43 protein-coding genes and 2 tRNA genes are annotated in these 22,745 nt (G+C 33.8%); 2 read left to right on the top strand and 43 right to left on the bottom strand.

The annotated features are described in order from the left end of the window. Positions 1-184: 184 nt before the first annotated feature. The 20 genes from PBN151_RS06510 to PBN151_RS06425 all read right to left on the bottom strand — a co-directional run bounded on the left by PBN151_RS06510 (position 185) and on the right by PBN151_RS06425 (position 9,356). A complete protein-coding gene (locus tag PBN151_RS06510) occupies positions 185-1,411 on the bottom strand; it encodes a M16 family metallopeptidase (protein ID WP_072728305.1) in 1,227 nt (408 codons plus the stop codon). 194 nt (positions 1,412-1,605) lie between these two features. Further along, positions 1,606-1,740, bottom strand: a complete 135-nt coding sequence (locus PBN151_RS32250; RefSeq protein WP_265332077.1) for a hypothetical protein — start codon at positions 1,738-1,740, stop codon at positions 1,606-1,608. Positions 1,741-1,762: 22 nt separating this feature from the next. After that, positions 1,763-2,035: a hypothetical protein gene (locus PBN151_RS06505; RefSeq protein ID WP_072728304.1), complete on the bottom strand. Its 273-nt coding sequence runs from the start codon at positions 2,033-2,035 to the stop codon at positions 1,763-1,765. 36 nt (positions 2,036-2,071) lie between these two features. Further along, positions 2,072-2,407 carry a hypothetical protein gene (locus PBN151_RS06500; protein WP_072728303.1) on the bottom strand — a complete coding sequence of 112 codons (336 nt, stop codon included), beginning with the start codon at positions 2,405-2,407 and terminating at the stop codon, positions 2,072-2,074. Positions 2,408-2,489: 82 nt separating this feature from the next. Continuing rightward, complete coding sequence (locus tag PBN151_RS06495) at positions 2,490-2,708, bottom strand: hypothetical protein (RefSeq protein ID WP_072728302.1); 219 nt, start codon at positions 2,706-2,708, stop codon at positions 2,490-2,492. A gap of 284 nt (positions 2,709-2,992) precedes the next feature. Then, the gene (locus PBN151_RS06490; RefSeq protein WP_072728301.1) at positions 2,993-3,493 is read right to left on the bottom strand and encodes a hypothetical protein; all 501 of its coding nucleotides are present in this window, start codon (positions 3,491-3,493) and stop codon (positions 2,993-2,995) included. A gap of 33 nt (positions 3,494-3,526) precedes the next feature. Further along, positions 3,527-3,886 (bottom strand): DUF2513 domain-containing protein, encoded by a 360-nt coding sequence (locus PBN151_RS06485; RefSeq protein WP_072728300.1) that lies wholly within the window; start codon positions 3,884-3,886, stop codon positions 3,527-3,529. A 32-nt stretch (positions 3,887-3,918) separates the two neighbouring features. After that, a complete protein-coding gene (locus PBN151_RS06480) occupies positions 3,919-4,143 on the bottom strand; it encodes a hypothetical protein (RefSeq protein WP_072728299.1) in 225 nt (74 codons plus the stop codon). 38 nt (positions 4,144-4,181) lie between these two features. Next, entirely contained in the window at positions 4,182-4,364 is a 183-nt protein-coding gene (locus tag PBN151_RS06475) for a hypothetical protein (RefSeq protein WP_072728298.1), read from the bottom strand. Between the two features lie 30 nt (positions 4,365-4,394). Beyond that, positions 4,395-4,970 carry a hypothetical protein gene (locus PBN151_RS06470; protein ID WP_139295286.1) on the bottom strand — a complete coding sequence of 192 codons (576 nt, stop codon included), beginning with the start codon at positions 4,968-4,970 and terminating at the stop codon, positions 4,395-4,397. Continuing rightward, positions 4,958-5,203: a hypothetical protein gene (locus tag PBN151_RS06465; RefSeq protein WP_072728296.1), complete on the bottom strand. Its 246-nt coding sequence runs from the start codon at positions 5,201-5,203 to the stop codon at positions 4,958-4,960. The genes PBN151_RS06470 and PBN151_RS06465 overlap by 13 nt, the downstream gene beginning before the upstream one ends. Before the next feature lie 10 nt (positions 5,204-5,213). Further along, positions 5,214-5,489: a hypothetical protein gene (locus PBN151_RS06460; RefSeq protein WP_072728295.1), complete on the bottom strand. Its 276-nt coding sequence runs from the start codon at positions 5,487-5,489 to the stop codon at positions 5,214-5,216. A gap of 31 nt (positions 5,490-5,520) precedes the next feature. Beyond that, positions 5,521-5,739, bottom strand: coding sequence for a hypothetical protein (locus PBN151_RS06455; protein ID WP_072728294.1), 219 nt, complete (start codon positions 5,737-5,739; stop codon positions 5,521-5,523). A 29-nt stretch (positions 5,740-5,768) separates the two neighbouring features. Then, positions 5,769-5,993: a hypothetical protein gene (locus tag PBN151_RS06450; RefSeq protein WP_072728293.1), complete on the bottom strand. Its 225-nt coding sequence runs from the start codon at positions 5,991-5,993 to the stop codon at positions 5,769-5,771. 13 nt (positions 5,994-6,006) lie between these two features. Continuing rightward, positions 6,007-6,522, bottom strand: coding sequence for a hypothetical protein (locus tag PBN151_RS06445; RefSeq protein WP_072728292.1), 516 nt, complete (start codon positions 6,520-6,522; stop codon positions 6,007-6,009). 35 nt (positions 6,523-6,557) lie between these two features. After that, the gene (locus tag PBN151_RS06440; RefSeq protein WP_072728291.1) at positions 6,558-6,857 is read right to left on the bottom strand and encodes a hypothetical protein; all 300 of its coding nucleotides are present in this window, start codon (positions 6,855-6,857) and stop codon (positions 6,558-6,560) included. A gap of 215 nt (positions 6,858-7,072) precedes the next feature. Further along, positions 7,073-7,357, bottom strand: coding sequence for a YolD-like family protein (locus tag PBN151_RS06435; protein ID WP_175560628.1), 285 nt, complete (start codon positions 7,355-7,357; stop codon positions 7,073-7,075). A 41-nt stretch (positions 7,358-7,398) separates the two neighbouring features. Next, positions 7,399-8,634, bottom strand: coding sequence for a DNA polymerase IV (locus tag PBN151_RS06430; protein ID WP_072728289.1), 1,236 nt, complete (start codon positions 8,632-8,634; stop codon positions 7,399-7,401). Positions 8,635-8,848: 214 nt separating this feature from the next. Continuing rightward, entirely contained in the window at positions 8,849-9,025 is a 177-nt protein-coding gene (locus PBN151_RS31050; protein ID WP_175560627.1) for a hypothetical protein, read from the bottom strand. 43 nt (positions 9,026-9,068) lie between these two features. After that, positions 9,069-9,356 (bottom strand): hypothetical protein, encoded by a 288-nt coding sequence (locus PBN151_RS06425; protein WP_072728288.1) that lies wholly within the window; start codon positions 9,354-9,356, stop codon positions 9,069-9,071. A gap of 134 nt (positions 9,357-9,490) precedes the next feature. Here PBN151_RS06425 and PBN151_RS06420 point away from each other — a divergent pair, with 134 nt between their 5' ends. Further along, a complete protein-coding gene (locus tag PBN151_RS06420; RefSeq protein WP_072728287.1) occupies positions 9,491-9,730 on the top strand; it encodes a hypothetical protein in 240 nt (79 codons plus the stop codon). A 383-nt stretch (positions 9,731-10,113) separates the two neighbouring features. On the opposite strand, the gene PBN151_RS06415 is transcribed toward PBN151_RS06420, so the two are convergent. From PBN151_RS06415 to PBN151_RS06400, 4 genes are read right to left on the bottom strand one after another with little or no spacing between them, the layout of a single operon-like run. Next, positions 10,114-10,350, bottom strand: a complete 237-nt coding sequence (locus PBN151_RS06415) for a hypothetical protein (protein ID WP_072728286.1) — start codon at positions 10,348-10,350, stop codon at positions 10,114-10,116. Then, positions 10,340-10,633: a hypothetical protein gene (locus tag PBN151_RS06410; protein WP_072728285.1), complete on the bottom strand. Its 294-nt coding sequence runs from the start codon at positions 10,631-10,633 to the stop codon at positions 10,340-10,342. The genes PBN151_RS06415 and PBN151_RS06410 overlap by 11 nt, the downstream gene beginning before the upstream one ends. Before the next feature lie 36 nt (positions 10,634-10,669). After that, a complete protein-coding gene (locus tag PBN151_RS06405; RefSeq protein ID WP_072728284.1) occupies positions 10,670-10,984 on the bottom strand; it encodes a hypothetical protein in 315 nt (104 codons plus the stop codon). A 42-nt stretch (positions 10,985-11,026) separates the two neighbouring features. Beyond that, positions 11,027-11,242, bottom strand: a complete 216-nt coding sequence (locus tag PBN151_RS06400; RefSeq protein WP_072728283.1) for a hypothetical protein — start codon at positions 11,240-11,242, stop codon at positions 11,027-11,029. A gap of 211 nt (positions 11,243-11,453) precedes the next feature. Here PBN151_RS06400 and PBN151_RS06395 point away from each other — a divergent pair, with 211 nt between their 5' ends. Next, the gene (locus tag PBN151_RS06395) at positions 11,454-11,756 is read left to right on the top strand and encodes a BLB8/JUQZ-1 family protein (protein ID WP_072728282.1); all 303 of its coding nucleotides are present in this window, start codon (positions 11,454-11,456) and stop codon (positions 11,754-11,756) included. 540 nt (positions 11,757-12,296) lie between these two features. On the opposite strand, the gene PBN151_RS06385 is transcribed toward PBN151_RS06395, so the two are convergent. The 19 genes from PBN151_RS06385 to PBN151_RS06295 all read right to left on the bottom strand — a co-directional run bounded on the left by PBN151_RS06385 (position 12,297) and on the right by PBN151_RS06295 (position 22,639). Further along, positions 12,297-12,581 carry a hypothetical protein gene (locus tag PBN151_RS06385; protein WP_072728280.1) on the bottom strand — a complete coding sequence of 95 codons (285 nt, stop codon included), beginning with the start codon at positions 12,579-12,581 and terminating at the stop codon, positions 12,297-12,299. Positions 12,582-12,594: 13 nt separating this feature from the next. Continuing rightward, positions 12,595-13,251 (bottom strand): SLOG family protein, encoded by a 657-nt coding sequence (locus PBN151_RS06380; protein ID WP_083544987.1) that lies wholly within the window; start codon positions 13,249-13,251, stop codon positions 12,595-12,597. Positions 13,252-13,285: 34 nt separating this feature from the next. Further along, a complete protein-coding gene (locus PBN151_RS06375) occupies positions 13,286-13,645 on the bottom strand; it encodes a hypothetical protein (protein WP_072728279.1) in 360 nt (119 codons plus the stop codon). 30 nt (positions 13,646-13,675) lie between these two features. Beyond that, positions 13,676-13,927 carry a hypothetical protein gene (locus PBN151_RS06370; RefSeq protein ID WP_072728278.1) on the bottom strand — a complete coding sequence of 84 codons (252 nt, stop codon included), beginning with the start codon at positions 13,925-13,927 and terminating at the stop codon, positions 13,676-13,678. A 25-nt stretch (positions 13,928-13,952) separates the two neighbouring features. Beyond that, positions 13,953-14,372 carry a hypothetical protein gene (locus tag PBN151_RS06365; protein WP_072728277.1) on the bottom strand — a complete coding sequence of 140 codons (420 nt, stop codon included), beginning with the start codon at positions 14,370-14,372 and terminating at the stop codon, positions 13,953-13,955. Between the two features lie 54 nt (positions 14,373-14,426). Beyond that, the gene (locus PBN151_RS06360; RefSeq protein ID WP_175560626.1) at positions 14,427-14,744 is read right to left on the bottom strand and encodes a hypothetical protein; all 318 of its coding nucleotides are present in this window, start codon (positions 14,742-14,744) and stop codon (positions 14,427-14,429) included. A gap of 24 nt (positions 14,745-14,768) precedes the next feature. Then, positions 14,769-15,359: a phosphorothioated DNA-binding restriction endonuclease family protein gene (locus PBN151_RS06355; RefSeq protein WP_072728275.1), complete on the bottom strand. Its 591-nt coding sequence runs from the start codon at positions 15,357-15,359 to the stop codon at positions 14,769-14,771. 15 nt (positions 15,360-15,374) lie between these two features. After that, on the bottom strand, positions 15,375-16,319 hold the full coding sequence (locus tag PBN151_RS06350; protein ID WP_227774437.1) for a phosphoadenosine phosphosulfate reductase family protein: 945 nt from the start codon (positions 16,317-16,319) through the stop codon (positions 15,375-15,377). 12 nt (positions 16,320-16,331) lie between these two features. Further along, positions 16,332-17,075 (bottom strand): hypothetical protein, encoded by a 744-nt coding sequence (locus PBN151_RS06345; protein ID WP_072728274.1) that lies wholly within the window; start codon positions 17,073-17,075, stop codon positions 16,332-16,334. Between the two features lie 24 nt (positions 17,076-17,099). Beyond that, the gene (locus PBN151_RS06340; protein ID WP_072728273.1) at positions 17,100-17,318 is read right to left on the bottom strand and encodes a hypothetical protein; all 219 of its coding nucleotides are present in this window, start codon (positions 17,316-17,318) and stop codon (positions 17,100-17,102) included. Positions 17,319-17,391: 73 nt separating this feature from the next. After that, complete coding sequence (locus tag PBN151_RS06335) at positions 17,392-17,922, bottom strand: 5' nucleotidase, NT5C type (RefSeq protein ID WP_072728272.1); 531 nt, start codon at positions 17,920-17,922, stop codon at positions 17,392-17,394. After that, the gene (tmk, locus tag PBN151_RS06330) at positions 17,900-18,523 is read right to left on the bottom strand and encodes a dTMP kinase (RefSeq protein ID WP_227774480.1); all 624 of its coding nucleotides are present in this window, start codon (positions 18,521-18,523) and stop codon (positions 17,900-17,902) included. The genes PBN151_RS06335 and tmk overlap by 23 nt, the downstream gene beginning before the upstream one ends. 12 nt (positions 18,524-18,535) lie before the next feature. After that, complete coding sequence (locus PBN151_RS06325; protein ID WP_072728268.1) at positions 18,536-19,180, bottom strand: transglycosylase SLT domain-containing protein; 645 nt, start codon at positions 19,178-19,180, stop codon at positions 18,536-18,538. A gap of 80 nt (positions 19,181-19,260) precedes the next feature. Then, a complete protein-coding gene (locus PBN151_RS06320; RefSeq protein WP_072728266.1) occupies positions 19,261-19,614 on the bottom strand; it encodes a hypothetical protein in 354 nt (117 codons plus the stop codon). Between the two features lie 38 nt (positions 19,615-19,652). Next, entirely contained in the window at positions 19,653-20,804 is a 1,152-nt protein-coding gene (locus PBN151_RS06315; protein WP_072728265.1) for an AAA family ATPase, read from the bottom strand. Positions 20,805-20,856: 52 nt separating this feature from the next. After that, on the bottom strand, positions 20,857-21,996 hold the full coding sequence (locus PBN151_RS06310; RefSeq protein WP_072728263.1) for a single stranded DNA-binding domain-containing protein: 1,140 nt from the start codon (positions 21,994-21,996) through the stop codon (positions 20,857-20,859). A gap of 93 nt (positions 21,997-22,089) precedes the next feature. Further along, a tRNA-Arg gene (locus PBN151_RS06305) sits at positions 22,090-22,161 on the bottom strand. Between the two features lie 3 nt (positions 22,162-22,164). Further along, positions 22,165-22,239: transfer RNA gene (locus PBN151_RS06300), tRNA-Ile, on the bottom strand. 157 nt (positions 22,240-22,396) lie between these two features. Beyond that, positions 22,397-22,639 (bottom strand): hypothetical protein, encoded by a 243-nt coding sequence (locus tag PBN151_RS06295; RefSeq protein ID WP_072728261.1) that lies wholly within the window; start codon positions 22,637-22,639, stop codon positions 22,397-22,399. Positions 22,640-22,745 lie beyond the last annotated feature (106 nt).

The following is a 22,745-nucleotide window of genomic DNA, read 5'->3' as shown; positions in this document are numbered from 1 at the left end:
GCGGTATTAAATGCACCACCATCATACCATAACAAGCTAAAATCATATTACTATCCTCCAAACATGTAGTCAATATAAAATTCGCATTTCATAAATCTCTGGTTTGTATTTCTATACAAAAGCCAGTAATCAGCAAACAGAGTATGGATGCATTTACTCTATTTTTTAGCTGGCTCTTGCTTAATTATTTATTTGGTGTCACTTCAATATACATATAATTACTTTCAATAAAAAACTCTTTTGCACAACGCATTATATCATTGGGAGTGATACCTGAAATCTTATCGACAATGGTTTTAACATCCTCTGAATTACCATGGAAGTAGTGTTCAATAGCCTTTGTGTTAATGTTAGAAACCGTCTCTGATTCTCTATATAGATGATACATTACTGAATTCTTAACTTCTTGCAGTTCCCGTTCACTAACCAATTCCTCTTTTAATTTATTCAGTTCCTCAAGAAAGGATATCTTTATTTGTGAAAAATTCTCCGGATCGCTTATTGCAGTAAATATACTCAATCCTCTTTCTTTAAGATCAATATGATCCATTCCTAAGCCGTACAATAATCCAAGTTCTTCTCTCAACTTCCTGTAAAGTCTCGAAGAAAGACCTGTTGATAGTAGGTTAATTATAAGCTCAAAAGTATAATAACATTCACTTTTTTTGGATGGAGCAAACATCGAACAACAAAAATACCCTCGGTCAAATTTACTATTAAATGAATGAGTTACTGAATCTAATTTTCTAAACTCTTCAATCTTTAGATCTTCAATATGAGTGTTTGAAGTTTCAATGTGAAAATCATTAAAGAATGAAATAATTTCATGATGATCAACATCTCCAGAAACAAAAAGAGTTGTTCGGTTTGGTGTGTAAAATTTATGCATGTATTCATCAAGATTCTGCTTATTGATAGCACCAATTGAATCTGTTGTGCCTATTACAGTATACTTATCCGATTTTCCATCTTTTAATAAACCACTAAAGATGTGATCTCTTAAATGAATCATAGCGTCATCATAAAGAAGACCAATTTCTTGTTTGATCACATTTCTTTCTTTATCTATACGATCTTCAGGTAAAGTTGCATTCCAAACAACATCAGAAAGAATTTCCAGTCCTTCTCTCCAGTATTCCTTCATAATTGTACAATCGAAACTTGTGCGATAAAAACTAGTGCCTCCATTAATATATCCACCGAAATATTTAATGTCATTATTAATATCTTCGTTGCTTCTTTTTTTCGTGCCAGATAACATCATATGTTCTAAAAAATGAGAAATACCGATAGGATATTCATCTTCGTAAAATGAGCCTACTTTTACAACATATTCTAGTGCTACAAGTTTAGATGTCGAAACTTTATTTGTGATTATAGTAAATCCATTATTCAGGACAGTCTTTTCCACTTATGACACCTCTATATGAATATATTCTTACATCTTTTGATTCAAGATACTTGAATTCCCCCTTAATCTTAACCAATTCTTGTTCGTCACAGTGATAGATTTTAGTTTTCATTCTAATACCCAACTGATAAAAATAATTACTATACATATAAAACTATATAAAAGTCATATTTTATACTCTTTAATTAATAGGCTTATCCATAATCTTCACATGTTTCTTCTTCATCAACAAATTTATCATGAACTACACAATATAAGATATGTTCACCATTTTCTCCATCAGCACTAAGCGAGTTACCACAAGTTAGACAATCTCTAAATTCACGCATCTCCTTGTTCTCCTTCCGTTTTCTAATAATTCAATCTATCAGTTGAGTATTTTTTTCTAAGTTCCTTGCTTATTTCTTCCATAGTTGATTGAAGATAGACGTAAGCAGCGTCTAATGCAACTATCCGTTCTCTACGCTCATCCTCATCTAGTTCCCTTGAGTCTAAACATAGCATATCAAATAATGCCTGTGGGTATTGTTGTAAAGAATAATTCCATAAATCATAATCGATATTTTGAATAGATTCGATTTGTTCTTTGTCAATTGTAGAAAGCATTTCATTGAATTTTCCCATACTAATTCACGTCCTTATTAGTTATGTACACATTAATTATTCTGTCTCATGACATATAAGATCAGTTGGAATAAACACTGTTAAATCTGTCGTAGTTTCACACAAAGAATAGCCACTATCATATCTATAAAGTACTATCACCTTTGTATACATTGGAATGCCCTCGTATTCTTTCTTTAAAAACCCTTCTTCTTCAACTATACTTGACTCATCTGTGTATTTGCCAAGCTTCAAAAGTTTTGAAGTGTGCTCATCAATCTCTCTTAAAAGTTCTTCAGCTTTATCCATGCCTACTATCTTTTCCAGTTTGAAATAAAGCTCATTAGTAATGTTATTATAGCCATTGATAATATCGAATGTCTTTTTGTCCATGCTACATCCCTCCAGATAAATTTATGATATTACTATTTCAACAATAAACCACATTTGCCCCGATCAAACTCACATGTTATTGTTAATCCACCTTACCGCCAGCAGCTTTAATTTTATCTTTAATTTGGCGATGTGTTTCTCTAACCAGAACAAAATCTGATTCAGACAAATCAATCCGAGTAGCATACCAATCTAGGCCATCGACATGCTGCTTTTCTTCAAGAGCTTCAATCTTGACAATGTTGTTGATATTAATGATTATATCCTTGTGTTTACCAATCAGTGCTACCTCAATGAACATATAATCCACCTCCAATAAAAGATTCGTTTTATTCAATGTTTTGAAATATTATTAATTATTCTTTTACACTCACTTATACGAAATAACTCTTTCTCGCAAACATTACAACTAATCACAAAATCTACTTCGTATACTCCGCTTCCAAGCTTTGCGCCCTCTGTATTGCCTATTATAATCTCTCTATGGTCACAATCCATGTTTTACCTCCACTATATTTTCATTTACCCGATACAATACTTTATCACCAAATTATATATTCAGATACTCCTCCCATTTATTTAGATTTACGAAAACTTTCTTTGGTCTACTTCGTTTGCGTACCATTTCTTATATTCTTTTATTACATTTCTTTCTCTTCGATAATTGACAATTCTTTTTAGAACCCACATTGTTTCATTTTTTGACCTCTCCCAGTCATGCTTCAATAACATACTAATGCAGAATCGTAGTTGTTCCAAGGTATGCTCATTAGAAGTTCCTTTTTCAATTTTATGTATTAGCAAGATTATAGTATGGTCAATTTCTCCTTGTTTACTTAATGGGTTTAGACTCAATATCAACTTAGTTATGACCACTTTTTTACTTTCATTTTCATATTCTCTTGAGTAAATTTTTGATGCACTATCTTTTACAAAATTTCTCCACTTTGCTCTCTCGTCAGTTACATATTTTAACGATTGATTTTTATCATTGGTTATTTTATTGAAAATACTTGCTAAAATCGCTGTTACTATAGAAGCAGGGAATGCGATTGTTAATAGCTTATTTATAAGGTCTATATTCATTCCTAATCTCCTATTCTGTATAAAGGTCTAATTTCATGATCCTAGATAATATAACGTTGCAGCTTTAACAAAAACACCCTTTAAAATTTCGAAAGGAAGATCATAAAGTTTGCTTCCTTTCTCCTTGGCTAATGATTTCGCTTTTTCCAAGACTCCTTCATTTTTCACTGAATCTAAGAACTCATGACCATCCCAAGTTAGACCGCTAATCAGATATGTTGGCACGCACTCAATAATTTTAGATGAAGCAACAATCAATCCATGTTCAACCGCGAGGCCTACATTGTACTGAACCAGTCCATAATCTTTACCTTCAATACTCATAATAAATGGTTCTGTTTTTGATTCAACTACCTTTAAAATTTCAATGATAAGTTCCATGTCTCGCTTCACTTCACATTCCTCCCTCAGTTCAAATAAAATACTCATTTCGTTTTGTTCTTGCCACTTAATTTTCTACCGCACATTGGACAGTAAAAAATCTCAACTGAATTTCCAATATCACTTTCTCCTTTTGCGCTCAATCCCAATCTTACATCACTATCATTAGTATAAATTTGTACCCATGCTGACATATACGCTGCTTTACCTGCAAGCAATGTTTTCGCGTTTTTCGGTTTACAATAACTACATGATTCGAGACCGTCCATTTTTCATAACACCTCCAAATAAATGAATTGTTTTATCTTCATTTAACTAAATGCCATTTTTGATTAATGTAACCATACTTAAATTCTTCCGTTGGGTGCCATGTCTTTCCTTCATCTATAGAATCAATTAGTTGATTATCATCTTTTTTAAACCAATAACCATAGTCATCCTTTACTATGTGACCTGCATTCATCAAATTAAATGCCTCAAAAACATTCACTTTGCTCGTCCCCTTTCGGTTATAAAAGTATTATTTCATCTTTCTTCTATTCAAATCACTTTTAGCGCTCTCTTTTGTCAGTTTTAAACATTCAATAATGGCTCCATGATGATGTTCTATGTCTTCAAACCAGTTACCTTCTTTGTGTCTATAATCTAGCTCTCTCAATAGATTTTTCAATACCTCAGACACTTCATTGGAGATAATGTAATTACCCATAGCCGAATACTTTTTTATTTCAGAAAGAGCCTTAACTTGTATCTCATAGAAACTGTTTATTTTTTCGTCTGAAAATTTAATACTGTTCATCACATAATGTTCAAAATACTCTCCGTAGATATATTCTAAAGTAGATAAATTTTCAATGATTTCAAAATATGCTTTAGCTTTTGTTTCCCACCATTTCTGACTATAAAATTGCTTTAAGGCAACCCTTACAGAATATAAGGGAACTAGTAGAGCAATTAGCAATGTGGGAAGTCCTGTCGTTATCATTTTAATTATATTTTCTGTTGAAAATAATTCCGAAAAGAACTCTGGCATTAATATGATCTCTCCTTTAGAACTATGAGCTTCATCAAATCCCCATTTTATTATCTTTTCCAAATATCTTTTACCATGCCCTTTTCGTCTTGAATAAACTCGTATTCGGTGTCGCAATTTGGACACTGAAGCCATTCTGGATAGTTATCAGGAATTATCTTAGAAAGATTGATATCCTTCTTTTTGATATTTGGATATCTTCCGTTTTTTAATGGTTTAAGCTCAATCTCAAATGCTGGCTGCATTCTTAACATTAGTTCACTACCGCATGTACATGTAGGTATTTTATAGTTCATATGTATTCTCCTATCCTAATCCAGTATCATTCGGATGCGGCTTAATACCTCCGATTGTTATGATCCTTCCTTGCTCATCATAATCCATTTCATATCGGAAATAGCATTCTGGACATCGTAAATACTCATGAGGATCATCGTATGGAACAAGATCTTCTAATGGTTTGTTGCATTTATTTTTCAGTGGTTGTCCATTTAACGATATTCTTCTATCCTCACGATAAATATACTCCAAACTGTGTACCAGCTCTGTACCACAGTGACATTTTGGTTTGCTGTAAGTCATATATATTTCTCCTTATAAAATGCCAATTTTATCATAATACACCTTTATGCAAAAGGAGATACATCTTTTCCCCTTGAAATTCTCCCCAAATATACCTTGTAGGTTCAATTTCAAAATATCCACGTTCACAGTAAATGACGTATTCCTCTCCAACTTCAGGGAATTCAGAACGATCATCAAATATTTCAACCCTCAAATCTTTTCCATGCTCATTTCTGTCTTGTATTGGTGAATTAGATATCCAATTCAACCTTTACCTCTCCCCATAAAAACGATATTTCAATACACTCTCTTAACAAGCATTCCAAAATTCAATCCATCAACATGCATTTCGAAACCTCTTGCTGTTTGAATTACCTTCGCATTTGGATAGTAAGAATAGTGATAATGATAATGGTATTCTTCTTGCCTCCACTTCTCGCCGCTTACAAATTGATATTCCGTGTCTCTATTTTTCCAGCCCCGAAACGAACCTTTTATTTGACCTTTACATATAATTTTCATTGGATTCACCCCTTTAAACTCTGGTCTTGTCTTGAATATCGAGAATATGCATTCCTCGCTGTAAGAAATCGATTAAAGGCGCTTTCTCCATCATCGAGAAGATAATTTCCGTTTTAGTTGTATTTAAGCTCTTTATGTACTTTAAATAATCAAATACCTTTTTCTGAGGTGAATCAAAAACACCTTCTTCCGGCTCAAGCCATTCGTATCCTTCTTTTTCAGTTTCAACTTTGGCCTGAATATATTCTTCAGGATCTTTCTCTTGTCTGCCCACAAGCATTATTGCATCTATAATAACCACGTCATCGTAAGATAGTCGGTTCATATAAGATATGAATTTTTCCTTAGCAATACGGATATCTTCATCCTTTATATATTCATCTAGATGTTCTGCGATGTGACCAGTCACCTTGGGATACCTTCTATTAAAATCCTCTCTAGCTTGCTTTACTTCAGAAGCAACTTCAATAACACCATTTAAAGCTGGAGTAAGAGAAATCATCTTTTTATACAATGGACTTTGGCTCATATAAACATCCTCCTATTTGTGAATATATTATGATGCTAACTACGAATTTCTACAGGATCAAATGTATACTCATCTGAGTTCTTAGCGAAAGTAAGTATCGGGAGTCTTTCCACTACTACCATTACTTGTTTATCACCAACTGTAAACTTATATAACTTATCTCCATTTTTGAGATCTTCATAGCTTATATATTTTGTTTCACCATCAATTTCTCTTTTATCAGCAATGCGTCCTATTAAATGTACGATTTGTTTCTTATTTGGTTCGTTTGTAGAAACAGTTAATACAGGTGGTGCTTCAATATAAATCGATGTAACTATCATATTGTTATACACTCTATCAACCTCCTGTGAAATGGCTTTTTACTCTATTGTAATTATATCTCCAATTCACAGAATTAACCAAACAATTAAAGAAAGATAAATGAAAGATTTATGCTTATACTCCACTCACATATTTCCAACATTTATCTATTCAAAGAATATCATTATCAATATGAAACAGTCAATATTTTATTTATATAAAATAAGAAAGAGCACAATTTAGTGCCCTATGTAGCTGATACTATTTTAGCAAGATCTATCCACTCATATCCCATATTAAAATCAATCCGAATCTTTTTCCCGAATTGATCAAACTTGGCCACTTTGCCCTGAACTTTTCTGTTACCTTGTTTTTGATAAAATTCAACACTGATATCTGCTTGCTGTTCGAAGGCTTCTCTAATCGTTAGCATTATCTCTTCAATTCTTTCCTCACATAGCTCTGGTTTCTTGTATTCACCTTTAACATGGCTATGTTGTTTAATTGCCTCCTTATGTTCAGGCAACATCATTCTACTCGCCTCCCACATAATATTTCCGCTTAACTTTCCTCTCATTTATAATGACCCCCAATCTTAGATGCACGATCCATTGTCTGTCCTGCTGAGGTAAATGTGCTTGCCCATGCTATTGATGTCTCTCCAAACTTATCTCTTACCGCATCCATAACTTGATCAATCTTTCTATTTTTAACCTGATCATCGAAAAGTGTTAATTGATATACTTCATCACTTTCTAATCCAGACATTGATACTCCAATCCGTCTAATTGGTTCACCATCCCAAAATTTATGGAATAAGTCAACCGCTGCTTTATATACTGTTGTAGTTACATTGGTGGCATCCATTAGTTTAATCTGTCGATTGAATCCTGTTGGATGATCCCAATCAGCTCCCATGCAGCTCACATTTAAGACAGAACCTCTTACCTTCTTTTGTCTGCACCTTCTGCAAACTTGATTAACCATATCCATGATTACCACGTTTATTTCCCAAACCTCAGCGTAATCTCTTGGAAGAGTCATACCATTACCAATAACCTTTTGCCCACTATGTGAATCCTTTGTAACGGGAGAATTATCGATTCCATTCGAACACTGCCATAAAACTTGACCGTTAACGCCCCATTTTTTCGTTAACTTAGGGAGTGGGGTTCTGGCTAAATCTCCTATCGTTCTAATTCCCATACGATAAAAGTGCCGTTTCATTCGGGAGCCTACGCCCCACATATCTTCAACTGGCTTTTGCCAGAGATGCTTGTCTAACTCGTCTTTTCTTAAAGTGAAGATTCCTGATTTATTTTTCTTCGCCAGCATGTCACAACACATTTTAGCGATGATCTTGTTTTCTCCGATTCCTGCTCTAGCCCATACTCCTGTCTGATGTAGTATCTGTTGCTGAATGTCAGCAGCCAATTCTTCGGGAGTCATATTAAAGAGATGAATGGAGTTCGTTACATCAATGAACTGTTCATCTATCGAATACGGTTCCACCAAATCAGTGTACGTTTCTAGGATCGTCGTAATTTGCATGGAAACGTCTATATATTGTTGCAGATGAGGTTGAATAACTACAACGTCAGGACACTTATTAAGTGCCTCCCAAAGTCTATCTGCGGTTGAAATTCCGTAGCTCTTTGCTATTGGACATGCAGCAAGAACAATTCCAGATCTTCTAGCTGGATCTCCTGCAACAATTAATGGCATGTCCTTATATTGTGGTTGCATCGCCTTTTCAACACTTGCGTAAAATGATTGCATATCCACAAGCATAATAATCCGCTTCTTCATTTCAACTCCACCTCATACAGAACGTTTGTTTGCATTCTTATTATACACCAAACAAACGTTCTGTAAACTGGAAGACGTTCTCAAGATTTCACTTCTCTCACCTTGAATCCATAATCACGGAGACTATGCCAAACCTCCATAAACATTCTTTTATAATATCCACGAGCATACAGTACTTCACTATCACTACTGTCAGAGAATTTTTCTGACTTCCTTATATCAAGGGGTTTCCATCTGATAAGGCAAGTTTGATACAGTGTACAAAAGTCCGTCCACTTCCTCTTCCACCTACACAGAACACATCTTCATCAGATAATAAACTCATCCTTTGTTGACCAGTAAGAGTAGCATTAAGAGCTTTTTCTATGTGATCAATCTTATGTTCGTTCATATTAATTACACTCACCTTATCAAATTCCTATTTCATTAGATATTTATAAAACATCTTCCCAAACTTTGACCATCTTCTCAACTTGATACACCTCTACACATTCGACTTCATCCTCGTATTCCCATGGAGCCTCATCTTGTGATTCTGTTGCACCTACAGAATAATACGCTCTATAGAATTTCCCATCAGTCCACTTGAAAATTATTTCATGGTGAATTGACCATCTTGAATTGTCTGTAATATCATCTCTAATAAGTTTCACTCCATTGATTCCACAATCAGGTAGCCCATACTTTTCTAGCAGTTCACGTTTGATTTTGATTTCATTCATAATTTTGAATCTCCTTTTTTAAAATTTTATTGAACAAGGTAGAACCGATTTTCTTACTTTAATCTCATATTTTTCTGCATAATTAGCTTAAAGAGGAGAGCCCTCTTAAAATAATTCTTGAAAGGAGTGATATTATGCAATTTAAATACTTTGTGAAAAAAGAATTTGTAGTAGTAATGTTATCTTGGAAGCTTGAAAAAAATCCTGATAGTTACTTTATTATTAGAAACTCGATCTCAGAGCAGTTTGATAAACCTGTTTATTTTTTATGTAGTTCAGGTAATAGTTGTTCAGGCGATCTCGAAGATACAAATAAGTGGATTCTTCGCAATCACTTTGACTTCGAGTGGCAATGGTCATTGCTTATCAATTAAATAGATTTGGTTAAGGCGGTCTTGCTACGGTGAGGCTGTCTTTTTTATAAAATCAAGAATTTATAACCTACTTATTTATGGTCTCGTGTTACAAACCAAGATCCATCCGAATAATGTACTCGAATCTTCAAGTATTCATCATCATAAGGCCATGAATCCAATAATTTTTGAACTAACTCTCCAACTTTGCTCTTATCGTCAGCTCCATATTGCATACTCATTTTATCACCTCATATATTTATTTTATTTAATTTCATATAATTTAACCTAAAGGTTTTCTTAGCACCTTCCAAATTGAAATAATCCCAACAATAATAACAGTGCCAATAACTGGAATTGCCCATAATGGTATATAAAATTGCATTTAATCTCCTTTGAAATAGTTATTTCATACTGCGTTTAATATAGTCATAGCCTTTATCAGACATTAGCCATTCTCTTAGCTTTTTTGTACCATTCAAAGACTTTGTTACTCCTAGCTTTTTCATTTCCTCAAGGTCAAGATTAATACTGATAGTTTGTTCATCATACTTAAAATGAACTTCGAACCATTTTTTCGAGCCAAACTGATTTACAAACACCTTTTCAATATTTATATTATTCACTTTTTTAGAACCCACTTTCTTTAAGAATCTCGATTCTCTTCAACAATTTCTTTTTAATTCTTTTGTTTTTTGTGTTGCTCATAATCTTAGTCAAGCGTTCAATTTCATTTCCATGTTCACAAATATCTTTGTTATTCATTTGATATTCCATACTCTTTGAAAGAGTTCCGAACGCTTCAATAAGTCTGCTTGCAGCATCACTGATATCTTGTTTCGCTTTTTCCATATTGATGCTATCAATAGCACTCTCCATCTCCTTCTTACCAAACCAACCCTTAAATTTATCAATAATCCCCATAACAGATTCCTCCTTATGTATGATAAAAACGTAATTTTATATCTCAAAAACATCTACTTCAATATCATCCTCATCATTGAGAATCTTGATATTTATACCAGATTCAACTTGATAATCAAACGCAGCATAGTGCTTATGCCCATTGATAAGAGGGTATCCATATCCATCAATATAACTGTCATAACTTTTTGACATATGTTTAGAGATGCGTACTGCATGTTCTTCAAGACAGTCGTATTCAAGCCTATTACAGAAATTAAAACGCTCCATCCAGTCCTCATCTAACATTTGATCATCGATTTCAATTTCATACCTATCTTTTTTAACTACTTCACAAATAAATTTTTTCAATTTTTTCCTCCATAAGTATAATATATAGTAGTTATATATATTTTATTTAACTAAAAATCTGTATTTCCCCTCATCTACATCACTCTTAGTTACATAATCTTTGTATCCATCTTCATAGGTTACTTCATAACACAGTCTACCTTCAAGGTGTTCATCTGGTTCAATAAAGTACACTCCTGTAACCAGTGGAATTCCACAATCAGGTCTTCTATAAGCATGAATACTAAGCGGTTCAAGATACACAAGATCAAAGTTCATTTAATATCACCTCATAAAAATTTGATTTGATTTTATTCTAGCTAATAATAACTCCCCTAAATGACCAATCTTTTAAACTCTCTCTACTCTTTATTCTCCACATGTGATTAAGAAGTAAGGAACCCCATAGATGTCTATTATTTCATTGATTTCCTTTTTATAGTATGTTAGACTGCTATTGAACGTATACCAGTAAAAGGAGGTTATTTTCTTGAAAATATCACTTCAAAAAATTCTTCTTTGTACATCACTGGCTTTGAGCACAATTGTTGGAATCACCTTAACACCCGCAACATCTGTTGAAGCAGCAGCAGGAGACACATACGTAGAACTGTATTATGGTGGCGCTTATCCGCTTCCTAGAGATGATCTTCGTTTTGAAGTAGTATCTGGTTTCTCGGTGGTAGAAATAAGACCAACACTTAAAGTTGTGACTAAAGGTTATGGAAATGCTGTTATTTACGGATATAAGAATGGCGTTCATATCTGGACATGGCATATCAAAGTCATCTAATTCAGGGCAGACCGTCCATTGTGACGGTCTATTTTATTTTTACTGTAAGATGTCTAACCAATCATCAACCTTATCCCAAACTCTATTTGCATCTTTCTTCGATTCCAATTATGCTCGAACGTCTTTGTATCATCTTTTACTTTTAAAATTTTTCATCAACATACTCCCCTAGCAATGATTAGCATCATCATGAAGATTAGCTCAAATATTTTAATCACTGCATGAAAGATATGTTTTATTCCGTTGATAGAAGTAGTTTAGATATTTTTGAAGTTATTGTGATACTATTTCCCCTTCGTATAGACAAAAGTTCTCTAATGTATAATCTTCTACATTACCCTTGTTATTCTTAATGAAGATGCAATCACCGAAAGTGCTATCTCCTTGGTTTCTCATGGCTGCATATATCCTACCCTCTGTTAAATCGAACTCGCTTGTATTAGCAATAAGTAATGTGCCTTTTGTAATGAATAACTTTAATTCGTAGCAACTTGGTTTATTAATGTTAATTGTCATTTCCATCTCCTATCCACTATGATCCTATACTATTAATATTGGTAAATTCTCAAGTTCACTTGATTTTTTATATTTTACAGCTTCTTTATGTCTTGCTGCATCGCAATACCTTTCCCTAATCGAAAAGAAAAATAGAGAGTAAGCGAGATGATAAAATTTCGATGTTGACCAAAGATTCTGTCTACCTGAGTTTTCAATTTCTTTTATTACTTCAACACTTCCAAAGAAAGTTACAATGTCATCAATTAATTTTATATCAGACTCTCTTTCGGCAAACCCTATTTGATAATATTTATATTTTTTTGACATTCTTTCATCCTCCTCAATGGAATATTCCATATCTCACTTCCAGTTTATAATTATAATTTGGATTGATTTGATATAGTGTTTTTCCCTTCTTTGTTAGATAAGCTACGCAATTTCCAGTACCACCTCTTGACCCATCATAACAGGCAATCATTACTCTACTCTTATCAACCATGAATTCATTTCTCTTCTGCATTTTTGCTACATGATATTCTTCAACTTTTGTTCCATCAACACTGTATTTGTCGAGAGTGTCAACATAAATAACCTCATCTGCCACCTGAAGCATTTTGTTATACCAGTGAAGAGTCTCCTTATCTGTCCATTTGCACGGTTGATTTTTAAAAGGAACCGCTACAATATTTACAAGTTCAGGATATTGCTTTTTCAATGACTGAACAGTCCAGAATGCAATTTGATCAAATCCAATAGCTCCACCTGAAATGAACTGTCTGATTCCTTCTTCATTAATTAGTTGCTCAAGTATTGGCTTAAGAGTCTCCACAATTCTAAGAGATTCAGGATGCTTTAAACTGTAGCAACCACCTAACTTACTTGGTCTATGTCCAGTAAATCCACATGTTACACGCTCAAGCTGTCCCTCCTCTTTACACCTAAGTCTTGATTGTTTAATTTCTTCAACAGTCGGTAATTTAAGTGCTATTCCATTCACCTCCTATCCCATGAAAGGATGCTTTCATTACATGTTAAAATTCAGGTGCTTTTTCTATGTATTCTGGCAATGTCTGATGTAGTGTTTCTACAATATATGATATTGGATTAGATGTGCCTCTTATATGATCGTTGATCTCATGTAATGCCTTTTGGAGCCTATCTACCTCTCTTTCAGCTGATATTGCTCTGCTAATGGCTTCAGGCCAACCTTCGCGTGCTGCCGCAATGAATATTGCATCTGCTGTATGAGCATCTTCTGCTACCATCGTTAATACACCGTCAATGCTGGTGTACGTATGGCATCTTCCAAGCTGAGTGTTGTGTACAAACCATGGCAAAGGAGTTGCAGCATTGCATATTACAAGATCAATATCAAGATCTCGTTTATTCATTTCATAAATCCCCTTACATGTTTTTATTATTTATTTTTGGTTTCTTTTTCTCATTTCCTTAATCCAACCCTTAATACCTTTAGAGCTGTAAGTGAACTCTCCTCCAAACAAACCAATGTAGACAAGAATAAATCCAAAACCATAAGATAATAGAACAGCAGCCCATGCAAAACCACCAGTTAAAGTAATTGATAGTTCAGGCATGAATATCGAGAAATAAAGAATAACGCCAATTAATGTATAAGCAATAAACTTACAAATAGTTTTACCGATAATTATCACTTCTCCTTTTAGAATAGATTAGGTTTCACTTTTCTTCCCATTCCAACTTCACAGCGCCAAAATAATAACCATGACTTAAAGAATGACCTTCGGAAACATGTGGTAACAACTTACGTAATTGCTCATCTTTATCAAACAGTTTTATGCTTTTATCTATAACCCTAAAATGAACCTCCTTACTCTCCTTTTTATGTTCTGTATGTAAATACTCAACTCTCTCACAGTCTAGAGAATAGAATGCTTGATTACTCAATTGTTTTACAATATCAAGTAAATTACCTGTATAATCCCCAAGCTGTTTCTTAGAACGACCTTCACAATCTCCCTCGGTGCTAATTCTCCACTTTCCTAATGGATTAAAATTATCCTTTTCCAATATATCTAACTCACGCTGTTTCAACTCAATTTCTTCCCTGAGTTTATTCATCTTATTATTGAAATTCATAGTATCACCCTTTAAAATCTATATTTCATCATTTATATGTATAGTTTTAACTTTTTATTTTCTAGATAAAATCATTTCTACACTCTCACCATCATATATCACAACTTTTCTATCTTCACGAAGCAAGATACTTTTTAGCTCACTAATACTGCCGTAACGCTGCTCTGTTACTGTACTAGTAGATAAATTAACTAATCGAATTCCGTCATGATGATATCCATTTACACTTTGGAACTCTTTTAAGTTCCAAGCAATTAGATAGTAACTGCTTCCTATGGAAATAATATCTCCAATTTCAATACTTATTTCATTATCACTAGCATCTCCATGGATTTTCATTTCTCCAAACCCCACCTTTCGTGATTGGCTCATGAAATATTGTTTTTATTGTATTCCTTATATAGCTTCTAATAAACTACAATGCACTTCTTTAGGGAAGAACTCTTCTAATATCATGTCAATCAAATCTTCAATTAGTTCATGATTATTCTCCAAGATTGAGCAAATATCATCATTAAATCCACCAACAAGCATACTCAATTGTTCACTGTTCATATGCTTACCATTAATGTCGGCATTAAGCTTCCAAATCCCATCGTTTTTAAGATATATAAATGGATACTCAGGATGTGGTCGCTTTGTTCCGCCGAATTTAAGAAGGATTTTCTTGAATTCATTTTTTATTTCATCAAACTTTAGAGTTTTTCTATTCTCTTTAAGTAGTTTGCTTAATGAGAACAATAATAATAAAGGTTTATGAGGAGCTTTTCTACCTTCTCTTTTCCAAGCTCCCACATTAAGAAGCCTACTCTTTAGCTCTTCTACTTCTGTAATATTTCCAATTACAAGTATTCTAGCTTCCTTATTGATGAAATCAACTTCAATTTTAGTAGCATCATACATCATTACGGCGATATCAAGTGAATCGTACTGACAATTCACCTCCTGAAGAAATTCTCCATTAGCGCGATAAAGTTTCCAGTCCAATCAGAAGCACCGTCCCTATATAGCACATATTGTACAACCATCTTTATTTTCGCCATCAATATCATGCAGTTTTTTCATGTCCCAACTATCTAGCAGCTTCTTCAGTTCCCCACTTTTAATCAGCTCTATCATTTCATCCTCTTTGAAGGTGAACACATTTTTATTTATTGCTTTTTTATATTGTTTTTTTATGTATCTAATTATTATTTCAACTGAATTTTGTTCAATATACTCAAGAGGTTTATCTTTCACCCATGTATATAATCTCCCGTCAGAATGTTGAGTTTCATATTTTTTAGATTCCTCATACCATTCTGGATGTAGATTATATAAGATAGCCCATTCAACACGACGTTGATAAAAACAAAAATAGCATCCTGATCTTGTTCTCCATTTATAATATTCGGGAAGTCCAATAGAATTTTCAAGAATTTGATAAATATCTTTAAGTACTAATCCATCCTCTTGAAACAAGAATCTAGATTTAATGTTTTTACTCTTGCTTTTTGAGCTGTTATAGCCTTCTCTTTCTTCATCAGCTCTAATCCCAATATAACTTACACAATGGTCTTTACCAATCCACTGTTCTAAAGGGACAATTTTCATTGTTCTGGTACACCATCTTGCATTTGGTGCTGGAAGAAAACCGTTATATTGTTCCAATAGTTCCTCGAAAGGATTCGATTCATCTATCCCACTTACAACTTTAAATTTTTCAGTTGTTTTTGGAGCAGCTTTAATCCGTAGAATGGGCTTTCCTAGATGCTTCTCTAGCCTATCAAGATATGTATAAATTTCAGGTAGTTCGCTTCCCGTATCTGTGAAGAATAGTTCAAGTTTATCAAATATTTCTGGATAGTTTTCCTTAATGTATATAACCATCGCCGTAGAGTCCTTGCCTCCACTTAAACCACAAACATGTCTAGGATATTCTTTTGAGCCTCTTTTCAATAATTCCACACGCTCCTCTTATCATTTATAATTTTCAATCAAGTCAATAGCATACGTAAGCCCTTCAGCAATTCCATCCTCACCATCTAAATCTGCGTTATTCCACTTTTCTTCAAGAGCAGTAATTACCTCATCAAACCTATCTTTTACCACTTCATTTAAGTGATTTTCATAGAATCTAATAACCGTTTTTGAGGCATAAGTTGGCTTAGATAATGTGTCCCCTGTTACTGCACTGTATACTTTAGGAACATGCTCTATCATATAATGTAAATCGGCAAGCTCTCGTTGAATCTGCTCAAGATTTAATGTGCCATCTTCATTAGTACAAATATCTTTCCATAATTCTTCCCACAATTTTTTGCGTGTTGAATTATTTTCTTCACATCTAAGCTTTCCATACCATTCTTCATTGCGTTTAACTACTAGCTTAAATACTTTCTCTGCTTCTGGATTAGTAAACTCAGGACTGTAAACCTCCTCATCAGAATACCATGTGTTCGCATACTCCCAGATATCATACAAATTGGCCTCATAGTAAGTTCTAACATCTTTTTCATTAACCTGCACACAATTGAATGTCTCAAGGATTTTCATCATCTCATCTGTTCCGAAGTCATATTCTTGGACAATATTTGAAAGACGCAGCAACCAGATTTTAATAAGCTTTATCAAGTATTCATCTTTCATAGTAGTTTTAAAATAGATTTTACTCTCTTCTTCCTCACACGAATGAAACAGCTTATACGTTCTTGATCTAGGCATGAACATTCTCCTTTTTATAATTTTCTAAATCGAAGTCAACATTTGATTGACATCGATCATCTCTTTCAACTCTGCATAATATGCTTTAACATCACTTGCGTACCATGCCTTTTTAAGTCGATAATACTCTTTAATGAATTCCTGTCTTTCAATGAATGAAAAGTATTCTGTTCTGCGTTCTACTGTTTTAATTGTATTCAAATTATATTTAATGGCACAAATACACTCATCAGGAAATTTCAAATGAACACCTCTTTATTAATGAAACATTCCTTTTATCGCTTACCTGTCTGACTTCTTTATCATGATATAAATCCTAGATTACTTTAAAGATATCGCCAATCTCCTTCCAGTCATGCACTCTGTAATATCCTGTTTCTTTCTGGTTGTGTGCTGCATCAAATAATAATTTATGTCCACTAATTCCTTCGAAATTAAATGCTCTATCATCAATAAAATAATCAGGATTAATAATTTGCTTATTCTGCGTAAATACAAAATTCCTTGTGTCTAAGAATGGAAAGTTCTTTTCCAGCCATTCAAACTTATGGATTACACTGTATTTGTTCCAAGGAGAAGTTACAATAAATATCTCGAACATTCTACTCAACTCATATACAACTTCCTGACTATCCTTAATTACTGGAAGGTTGGCAAAGAACTTGCCATCCTCCAGATACTGAAATATTTTTATTCCGCATTCGGGCTTAACAGCCTTCATCAGGTTCCAATTTGTGAATGATTCAGGAGTAAGATTATCATTATAATCACTGTTATATCGATATGCTAACTCCTGTAGGAAATCGGCTAGTACCTGATCTTGATCAATTGCGATTTTCTTTCTCATAGTCCTCCAAGTGAATTTTCACAATAGAGTAAATTTCATCATGTATTTCTTCGATTGTTTGCATTCCGTTTACTATGTATTTTTCCTTGGATGTGTGCTCAATAGGTAGATGAATGTAGTTATTTTGAACATTACTTAGGAGTTTATAATCTGATTCGTATTTATCGTTTACGCCATTATTATGTTTTCCTTTGCGCCTCATTGACTCATCTGGTGGAATATCAATAACAAAATCAATGTCGGACTTTCTCATATACTTTTGAAGCTGTAATGACCACTCTAGATCTACACCAGCAGCCTTAGAGTAGGCCAACTGAGAAAGCATATAGCGATCTAAAATTAATACCTCTACACCATCTTGCTCTAACTGTTGATACCAGCTCTGTTGAGCCTGTTTATCAGCGGTCATGATGAGCTCGATAGTTCGTTGATCGACATCGTATTTACGTGTCAACCAATCCATAATCAATTGTCCTGTTGGAGTATCATATCGATGATGTTCTGACTTTACTACTTTATAACCTTCAGCCATCAGTCTTGTATATAGCTTCTCAGCTTGACTCCATTTACCACTCTTATCTAAGCCTTCTAGTGTGAAGATATGTATTGTAACTCACTCCCCAAGTAATGACTTTTTGTTTTTACTCAATCTCTCTATGTATTGTGTTTGCATATGACCGTTTTTTCTTATAAACTCTTTCATTCCAAAATTTCCAAAATTATATGCACCAAACATTGCAATATCAAGATCTTTATCACTGTATGTATCTTTGAAATAATCTCTGCTTTCTAGTAATTCTTCAATAGCAAGAAGAGTATTGTGGTATGGGTTAAAAATATCTACCTTTTCAATCCCATACTTTTTCTTTACGGTCTTAGTTAAACCTGCAACATTTTCAGAATTAACTTGTGCAATTCCTTTATCATTTGTGTTATTTGTATTGTAATTAATGTGGTTTGAATTAAAGCTGCTCTCAGTTTTAATTAGAGCTACGAATGTAACGTAATCAATCTCACTCTTAGTTGTATGATAATAGATGAAATCCAGAAGCTCATTTGATAACGGAACATTATTTAGTTTTAGTCTACTACTCTTAACATTTACTGAAGCTATTTGAACATCTTGATTACCTTTCACAGTCTCCAGTTCCTCAACATTTACTTGAATTGAGCTATTATTCTTATTCACTTCTCCATAATCACAAACACTAAGAATAGATGTAATTGCGATTAATAAAGATAGGATTCCACTTCCCATGATTCCCTCCTAAGATACTAATTAATAGTCCCAGAGACTTGCAACTGTAATGTAATCTCTGGGACTGTGACTCTTATGTATTATTTATCTACTACTTTGACACTGCCTAGATTTTTAACGATAATTGTTACATCATCAGGCGTTAGTTTATTATCTTCAAGACAAGCATAAGCCCCAACCTTAAACTTAGCCGTTTCCTCTGATTTTGAAACTACTTTTTTATCAATCAAAATTTCACTATTTTGCGTTATTACGATTACATGATACAGTGATTCCAAATTACAGCCCCCTAAATTAATTGTTAACAACTTTTCCGCTTGTTCCTTACTTAAAATCATTTCGTTCTTATGAGTAAACATCAAACCATGATTATGATTAGACTTGTCTTCATTAATTTTGAATGTATGTCCGCCTGTTATTGGATAAGATAGCACACTTCTCACCTCCGCTACGAAATATCTCTTTCATAGCCCTAATTTGAAAAAGTTTCTTGTACCCATTTTAATGCATCTTCAAGTAATTTTGAGTCAGTGATCAAAAGGTAGTTCGCTTGATCTGTACCAAAAATCCGCTTAAAATTTACGGCAATTTCAGCTTTCTTCTTCTCATCTCCCATATGTGGAGTAATTGCCTTGCGAATATCTTCATGAATCTCATTGACAGGACGAGGTACAACCTCTTCTGTATCGATATTTCCTGCTTGCTCCTCACGTTCTTTTTCTTGTTCAACACGTAATTCAGCAACACTCTTTTTAGTCCGTTTCAACTGGCCTTCAACTGCCTGTTCAAACACCTTCATGAAGTTTTCAGCACTATATTCTTCTCTATCTGGTAAGTCAGTAAATCGACCACCTGCAATGTTTACATAACTAGAAGGACGGAAGTACATATAAGTTTGTGTTTTATGGAATTTAGAAGCGACTTCCTTACCTTTTTTAGTTTTTTGGTTTTCTTCAAGTTCATTTCCTTCCTTGTCTGTAACAATAACTTCATTAAACAAACAAGTAATCAAGTGTGCTTGAGATTCAAAAATATCTTTTCCTGTCTTGCTCATCATCAATTCAATGGATTGGAACTTTAGACCATCAATAGTAGTTGTCTCTTTTTCTTTCGTCCAAGCAAGCCAGAAGAATCCATAACCAGCTCGTTTTAGTGTGTCAATCTGTTTCCAAATTTCCTTCTTGAGCTCTAAATAAATGTTCTCGTCTTTAATATTTTCATTAAATTCCTGAATTGATGTATATGTTTTACTATATTTCTTGTTCCATGTTTCTACCATCCAGTCAGAAGCCATATCAATTAGACGATCAACTGTATCAATACCAAGTACTTTAGTGATGGCTCCATCTTTAGCCTCTTCAACAAGGTTCTTAACTACAACTTTCTTAAAATAGTTCCAATCCTTATTGTGCATATCTATATAAGAATCTAGCTCCCACGTTGTATAGCCATCCTCAAAAGCAAGGAGCAACCCTGCATCTGGATTATCAGGGTAGTGCAGCTCCATTACTTCTTTCCAAAGACGAGTCTTGCCACTTTTAAATGAACCAGCCACAAGAACGTTGTACGCTTGCAAATCAACCTTGGGAGTATTCTTTTTTACTGCCTGTTGTCTCCAACTCATTATTTGTGTATCATCCTTTTATAATTATTTTAATTGTTTATTTTATAAGTGATTAAAACGGCAAATCATCTGAAGAAATATCAATTGGCTTCCCCTCATCAAAGAAAGGATCAAATGGATCTTTATTGCTCGAATTTTGTGTATTAAACGGATTAGTAGACTTTGCAATTTCCTCTTCAGTCAAAAATCCTCTAGCAATTGTTCCTGCTGTATAACCTGTAATTTCAAATCCTTTTTTATCTCCAGAAACAACTCGCTCTTGTCTTACTACTTTCTCATCAGATGCAACCTCATTAAAAGGATCTTCATCTGATAGGGTTTCTTCAATATCTACATAAGTGAAAGTGGCACGGTTATGATCTTGCCCAATTGCCTCAATAAAGTCCAAATGATTCAATGATGCAAATGCATCTGCTAGAGCAATTGTCCCTTCTTTTGGCTCTTTGTATGATACTATAAGTTCAACATCATATGGTTCTGATCGCACCTTACTACTTTGCAAAAATACTGCATTAACTTTTGTGTCTTTGCCTTCATCTTCTTGATATGTGCTCTTAATTCCGATTTGCATCGTATATGTATTAACTTCAATAAAATCAGGAGATTCGAAATCTGTTACATAAGTAATAGTATTGTTACGCCCAAGATTGATCTCGGCTCCATTTTCAATTATATTAAATTGCTCAATGTTTCGTTTTACAAAAGTTCGTTCTTCACCGTTATCATTTTCGAGAGTACTAAATTCATAAATCCCTCGAACCTCTGCCCAAATATCACCCTCGGCATTTTGAAGAAGTTCACCAACTTCACCAGCTCTATCCCAATCAGTTCCATTAATAATATGATAGGATTCATTAGGATATTTTGTTTTATCAAGTCGATCTTCCCATGTGATTTTAAATGAATTTCGTTCTTTCATGCTATATGGATATGCAAAATCTTGTTCCATACCTGCGACTTCAAATTTCAAATTATTACTCATAGCAGTCTCAAGCTGAAGTTGTGTTACTCGACGCGGTTTACCTGATTTTGTCGGTTTCACTTCAAAGTAAGGAACATCAAACCAGTTATCACCATTTTGCTCTTTCTTCCGTACTGGACTTACCTTACCTACATGGTGGAAACGTGCCTTAAACTCCTTGCTTCCGTTCTTACCTACTTTTACGATTTCTTTTTGTTTTGTCTTTGCCATACTAATTTCATCAATCTCCCTTATAATTTTATTTTTAAATCAACAAACAAAAAGCAATCTATTTAATCACTCTTAATGAGTGTTGATTTCAAACGCCCCTAGATGGATTCGAACCATCGATACAGACTTAGGAGATCTGCGCCTTTTCCACTTGGCCATAGAGACACATGGTGGACTCAGTAAGACTTGAACTTACGACCAATCGGTTATGAGCCGAACGCTCTACCACTGAGCTATGAGTCCATTGATTAACTTACTATGAAATCTATCTTTCATTACTGCTTATGTATTAACTTCTGAGATTAATTTATCAAATCACACTATCTAATGTCAATGGTTTTTTATATTTTATTTTTTTAATGGAGAAAGTTCACCATTAGACAAACCTCCTCCATTTTGATTACGCGATACGAAAAAGTTCTTTGTACCGAATAAGTCCACTAACAGCATCAGAAATATTGTCAATGTCACCATCAAAGAAGTTTGTAAAATCTGAGATGTCATTAACACTATGTATTATTTCACGTAACTGTTGATAAGTTACACTATTCTCATCTATCTCGCATACATTTCTAATCCACAAGAAAAAATGATGGACACTAGTCTCCCAATTGCTCCAAAGCACATCCTGTATTGATGTCATCGGCAATTCCTCCTTTTACTAAATATTGATATTAAAATTATATCAACCTAATAAATATCTTTAAACAACTTTTTTCAAAAAAACAAAATCCTTGACAGAATGCTTC

The sequence above is a fragment of the Paenibacillus sp. NAIST15-1 genome (assembly GCF_001894745.1).
Lineage (GTDB): Bacteria > Bacillota > Bacilli > Paenibacillales > Paenibacillaceae > Paenibacillus_B > Paenibacillus_B suaedae.
The sequence above is the reverse complement of the archived record's forward strand: the minus strand, read 5'-3'. Positions and strand labels throughout refer to the sequence as shown.

Excerpts from the sequence above, each read along its gene's own strand:
- PBN151_RS32250 (WP_265332077.1), bottom strand. The coding sequence starts at position 1,740 with ATGCGTGAATTTAGAGATTGTCTAACTTGTGGTAACTCGCTTAGTGCT.
- PBN151_RS06505 (WP_072728304.1), bottom strand. The coding sequence starts at position 2,035 with ATGGGAAAATTCAATGAAATGCTTTCTACAATTGACAAAGAACAAATC.
- PBN151_RS06500 (WP_072728303.1), bottom strand. The coding sequence starts at position 2,407 with ATGGACAAAAAGACATTCGATATTATCAATGGCTATAATAACATTACT.
- PBN151_RS06495 (WP_072728302.1), bottom strand. The coding sequence starts at position 2,708 with ATGTTCATTGAGGTAGCACTGATTGGTAAACACAAGGATATAATCATT.
- PBN151_RS06490 (WP_072728301.1), bottom strand. The coding sequence starts at position 3,493 with ATGAATATAGACCTTATAAATAAGCTATTAACAATCGCATTCCCTGCT.
- PBN151_RS06480 (WP_072728299.1), bottom strand. The coding sequence starts at position 4,143 with ATGGACGGTCTCGAATCATGTAGTTATTGTAAACCGAAAAACGCGAAA.
- PBN151_RS06465 (WP_072728296.1), bottom strand. The coding sequence starts at position 5,203 with ATGAACTATAAAATACCTACATGTACATGCGGTAGTGAACTAATGTTA.
- PBN151_RS06460 (WP_072728295.1), bottom strand. The coding sequence starts at position 5,489 with ATGACTTACAGCAAACCAAAATGTCACTGTGGTACAGAGCTGGTACAC.
- PBN151_RS06450 (WP_072728293.1), bottom strand. The coding sequence starts at position 5,993 with ATGAAAATTATATGTAAAGGTCAAATAAAAGGTTCGTTTCGGGGCTGG.
- PBN151_RS06445 (WP_072728292.1), bottom strand. The coding sequence starts at position 6,522 with ATGAGCCAAAGTCCATTGTATAAAAAGATGATTTCTCTTACTCCAGCT.
- PBN151_RS06435 (WP_175560628.1), bottom strand. The coding sequence starts at position 7,357 with ATGATGTTGCCTGAACATAAGGAGGCAATTAAACAACATAGCCATGTT.
- PBN151_RS06430 (WP_072728289.1), bottom strand. The coding sequence starts at position 8,634 with ATGAAGAAGCGGATTATTATGCTTGTGGATATGCAATCATTTTACGCA.
- PBN151_RS31050 (WP_175560627.1), bottom strand. The coding sequence starts at position 9,025 with ATGAACGAACATAAGATTGATCACATAGAAAAAGCTCTTAATGCTACT.
- PBN151_RS06425 (WP_072728288.1), bottom strand. The coding sequence starts at position 9,356 with ATGAATGAAATCAAAATCAAACGTGAACTGCTAGAAAAGTATGGGCTA.
- PBN151_RS06420 (WP_072728287.1), top strand. The coding sequence starts at position 9,491 with ATGCAATTTAAATACTTTGTGAAAAAAGAATTTGTAGTAGTAATGTTA.
- PBN151_RS06410 (WP_072728285.1), bottom strand. The coding sequence starts at position 10,633 with ATGGGGATTATTGATAAATTTAAGGGTTGGTTTGGTAAGAAGGAGATG.
- PBN151_RS06400 (WP_072728283.1), bottom strand. The coding sequence starts at position 11,242 with ATGAACTTTGATCTTGTGTATCTTGAACCGCTTAGTATTCATGCTTAT.
- PBN151_RS06385 (WP_072728280.1), bottom strand. The coding sequence starts at position 12,581 with ATGTCAAAAAAATATAAATATTATCAAATAGGGTTTGCCGAAAGAGAG.
- PBN151_RS06375 (WP_072728279.1), bottom strand. The coding sequence starts at position 13,645 with ATGAATAAACGAGATCTTGATATTGATCTTGTAATATGCAATGCTGCA.
- PBN151_RS06365 (WP_072728277.1), bottom strand. The coding sequence starts at position 14,372 with ATGAATTTCAATAATAAGATGAATAAACTCAGGGAAGAAATTGAGTTG.
- PBN151_RS06360 (WP_175560626.1), bottom strand. The coding sequence starts at position 14,744 with ATGAGCCAATCACGAAAGGTGGGGTTTGGAGAAATGAAAATCCATGGA.
- PBN151_RS06345 (WP_072728274.1), bottom strand. The coding sequence starts at position 17,075 with ATGCCTAGATCAAGAACGTATAAGCTGTTTCATTCGTGTGAGGAAGAA.
- PBN151_RS06335 (WP_072728272.1), bottom strand. The coding sequence starts at position 17,922 with ATGAGAAAGAAAATCGCAATTGATCAAGATCAGGTACTAGCCGATTTC.
- PBN151_RS06325 (WP_072728268.1), bottom strand. The coding sequence starts at position 19,180 with ATGGGAAGTGGAATCCTATCTTTATTAATCGCAATTACATCTATTCTT.
- PBN151_RS06315 (WP_072728265.1), bottom strand. The coding sequence starts at position 20,804 with ATGAGTTGGAGACAACAGGCAGTAAAAAAGAATACTCCCAAGGTTGAT.
- PBN151_RS06310 (WP_072728263.1), bottom strand. The coding sequence starts at position 21,996 with ATGGCAAAGACAAAACAAAAAGAAATCGTAAAAGTAGGTAAGAACGGA.
- PBN151_RS06295 (WP_072728261.1), bottom strand. The coding sequence starts at position 22,639 with ATGACATCAATACAGGATGTGCTTTGGAGCAATTGGGAGACTAGTGTC.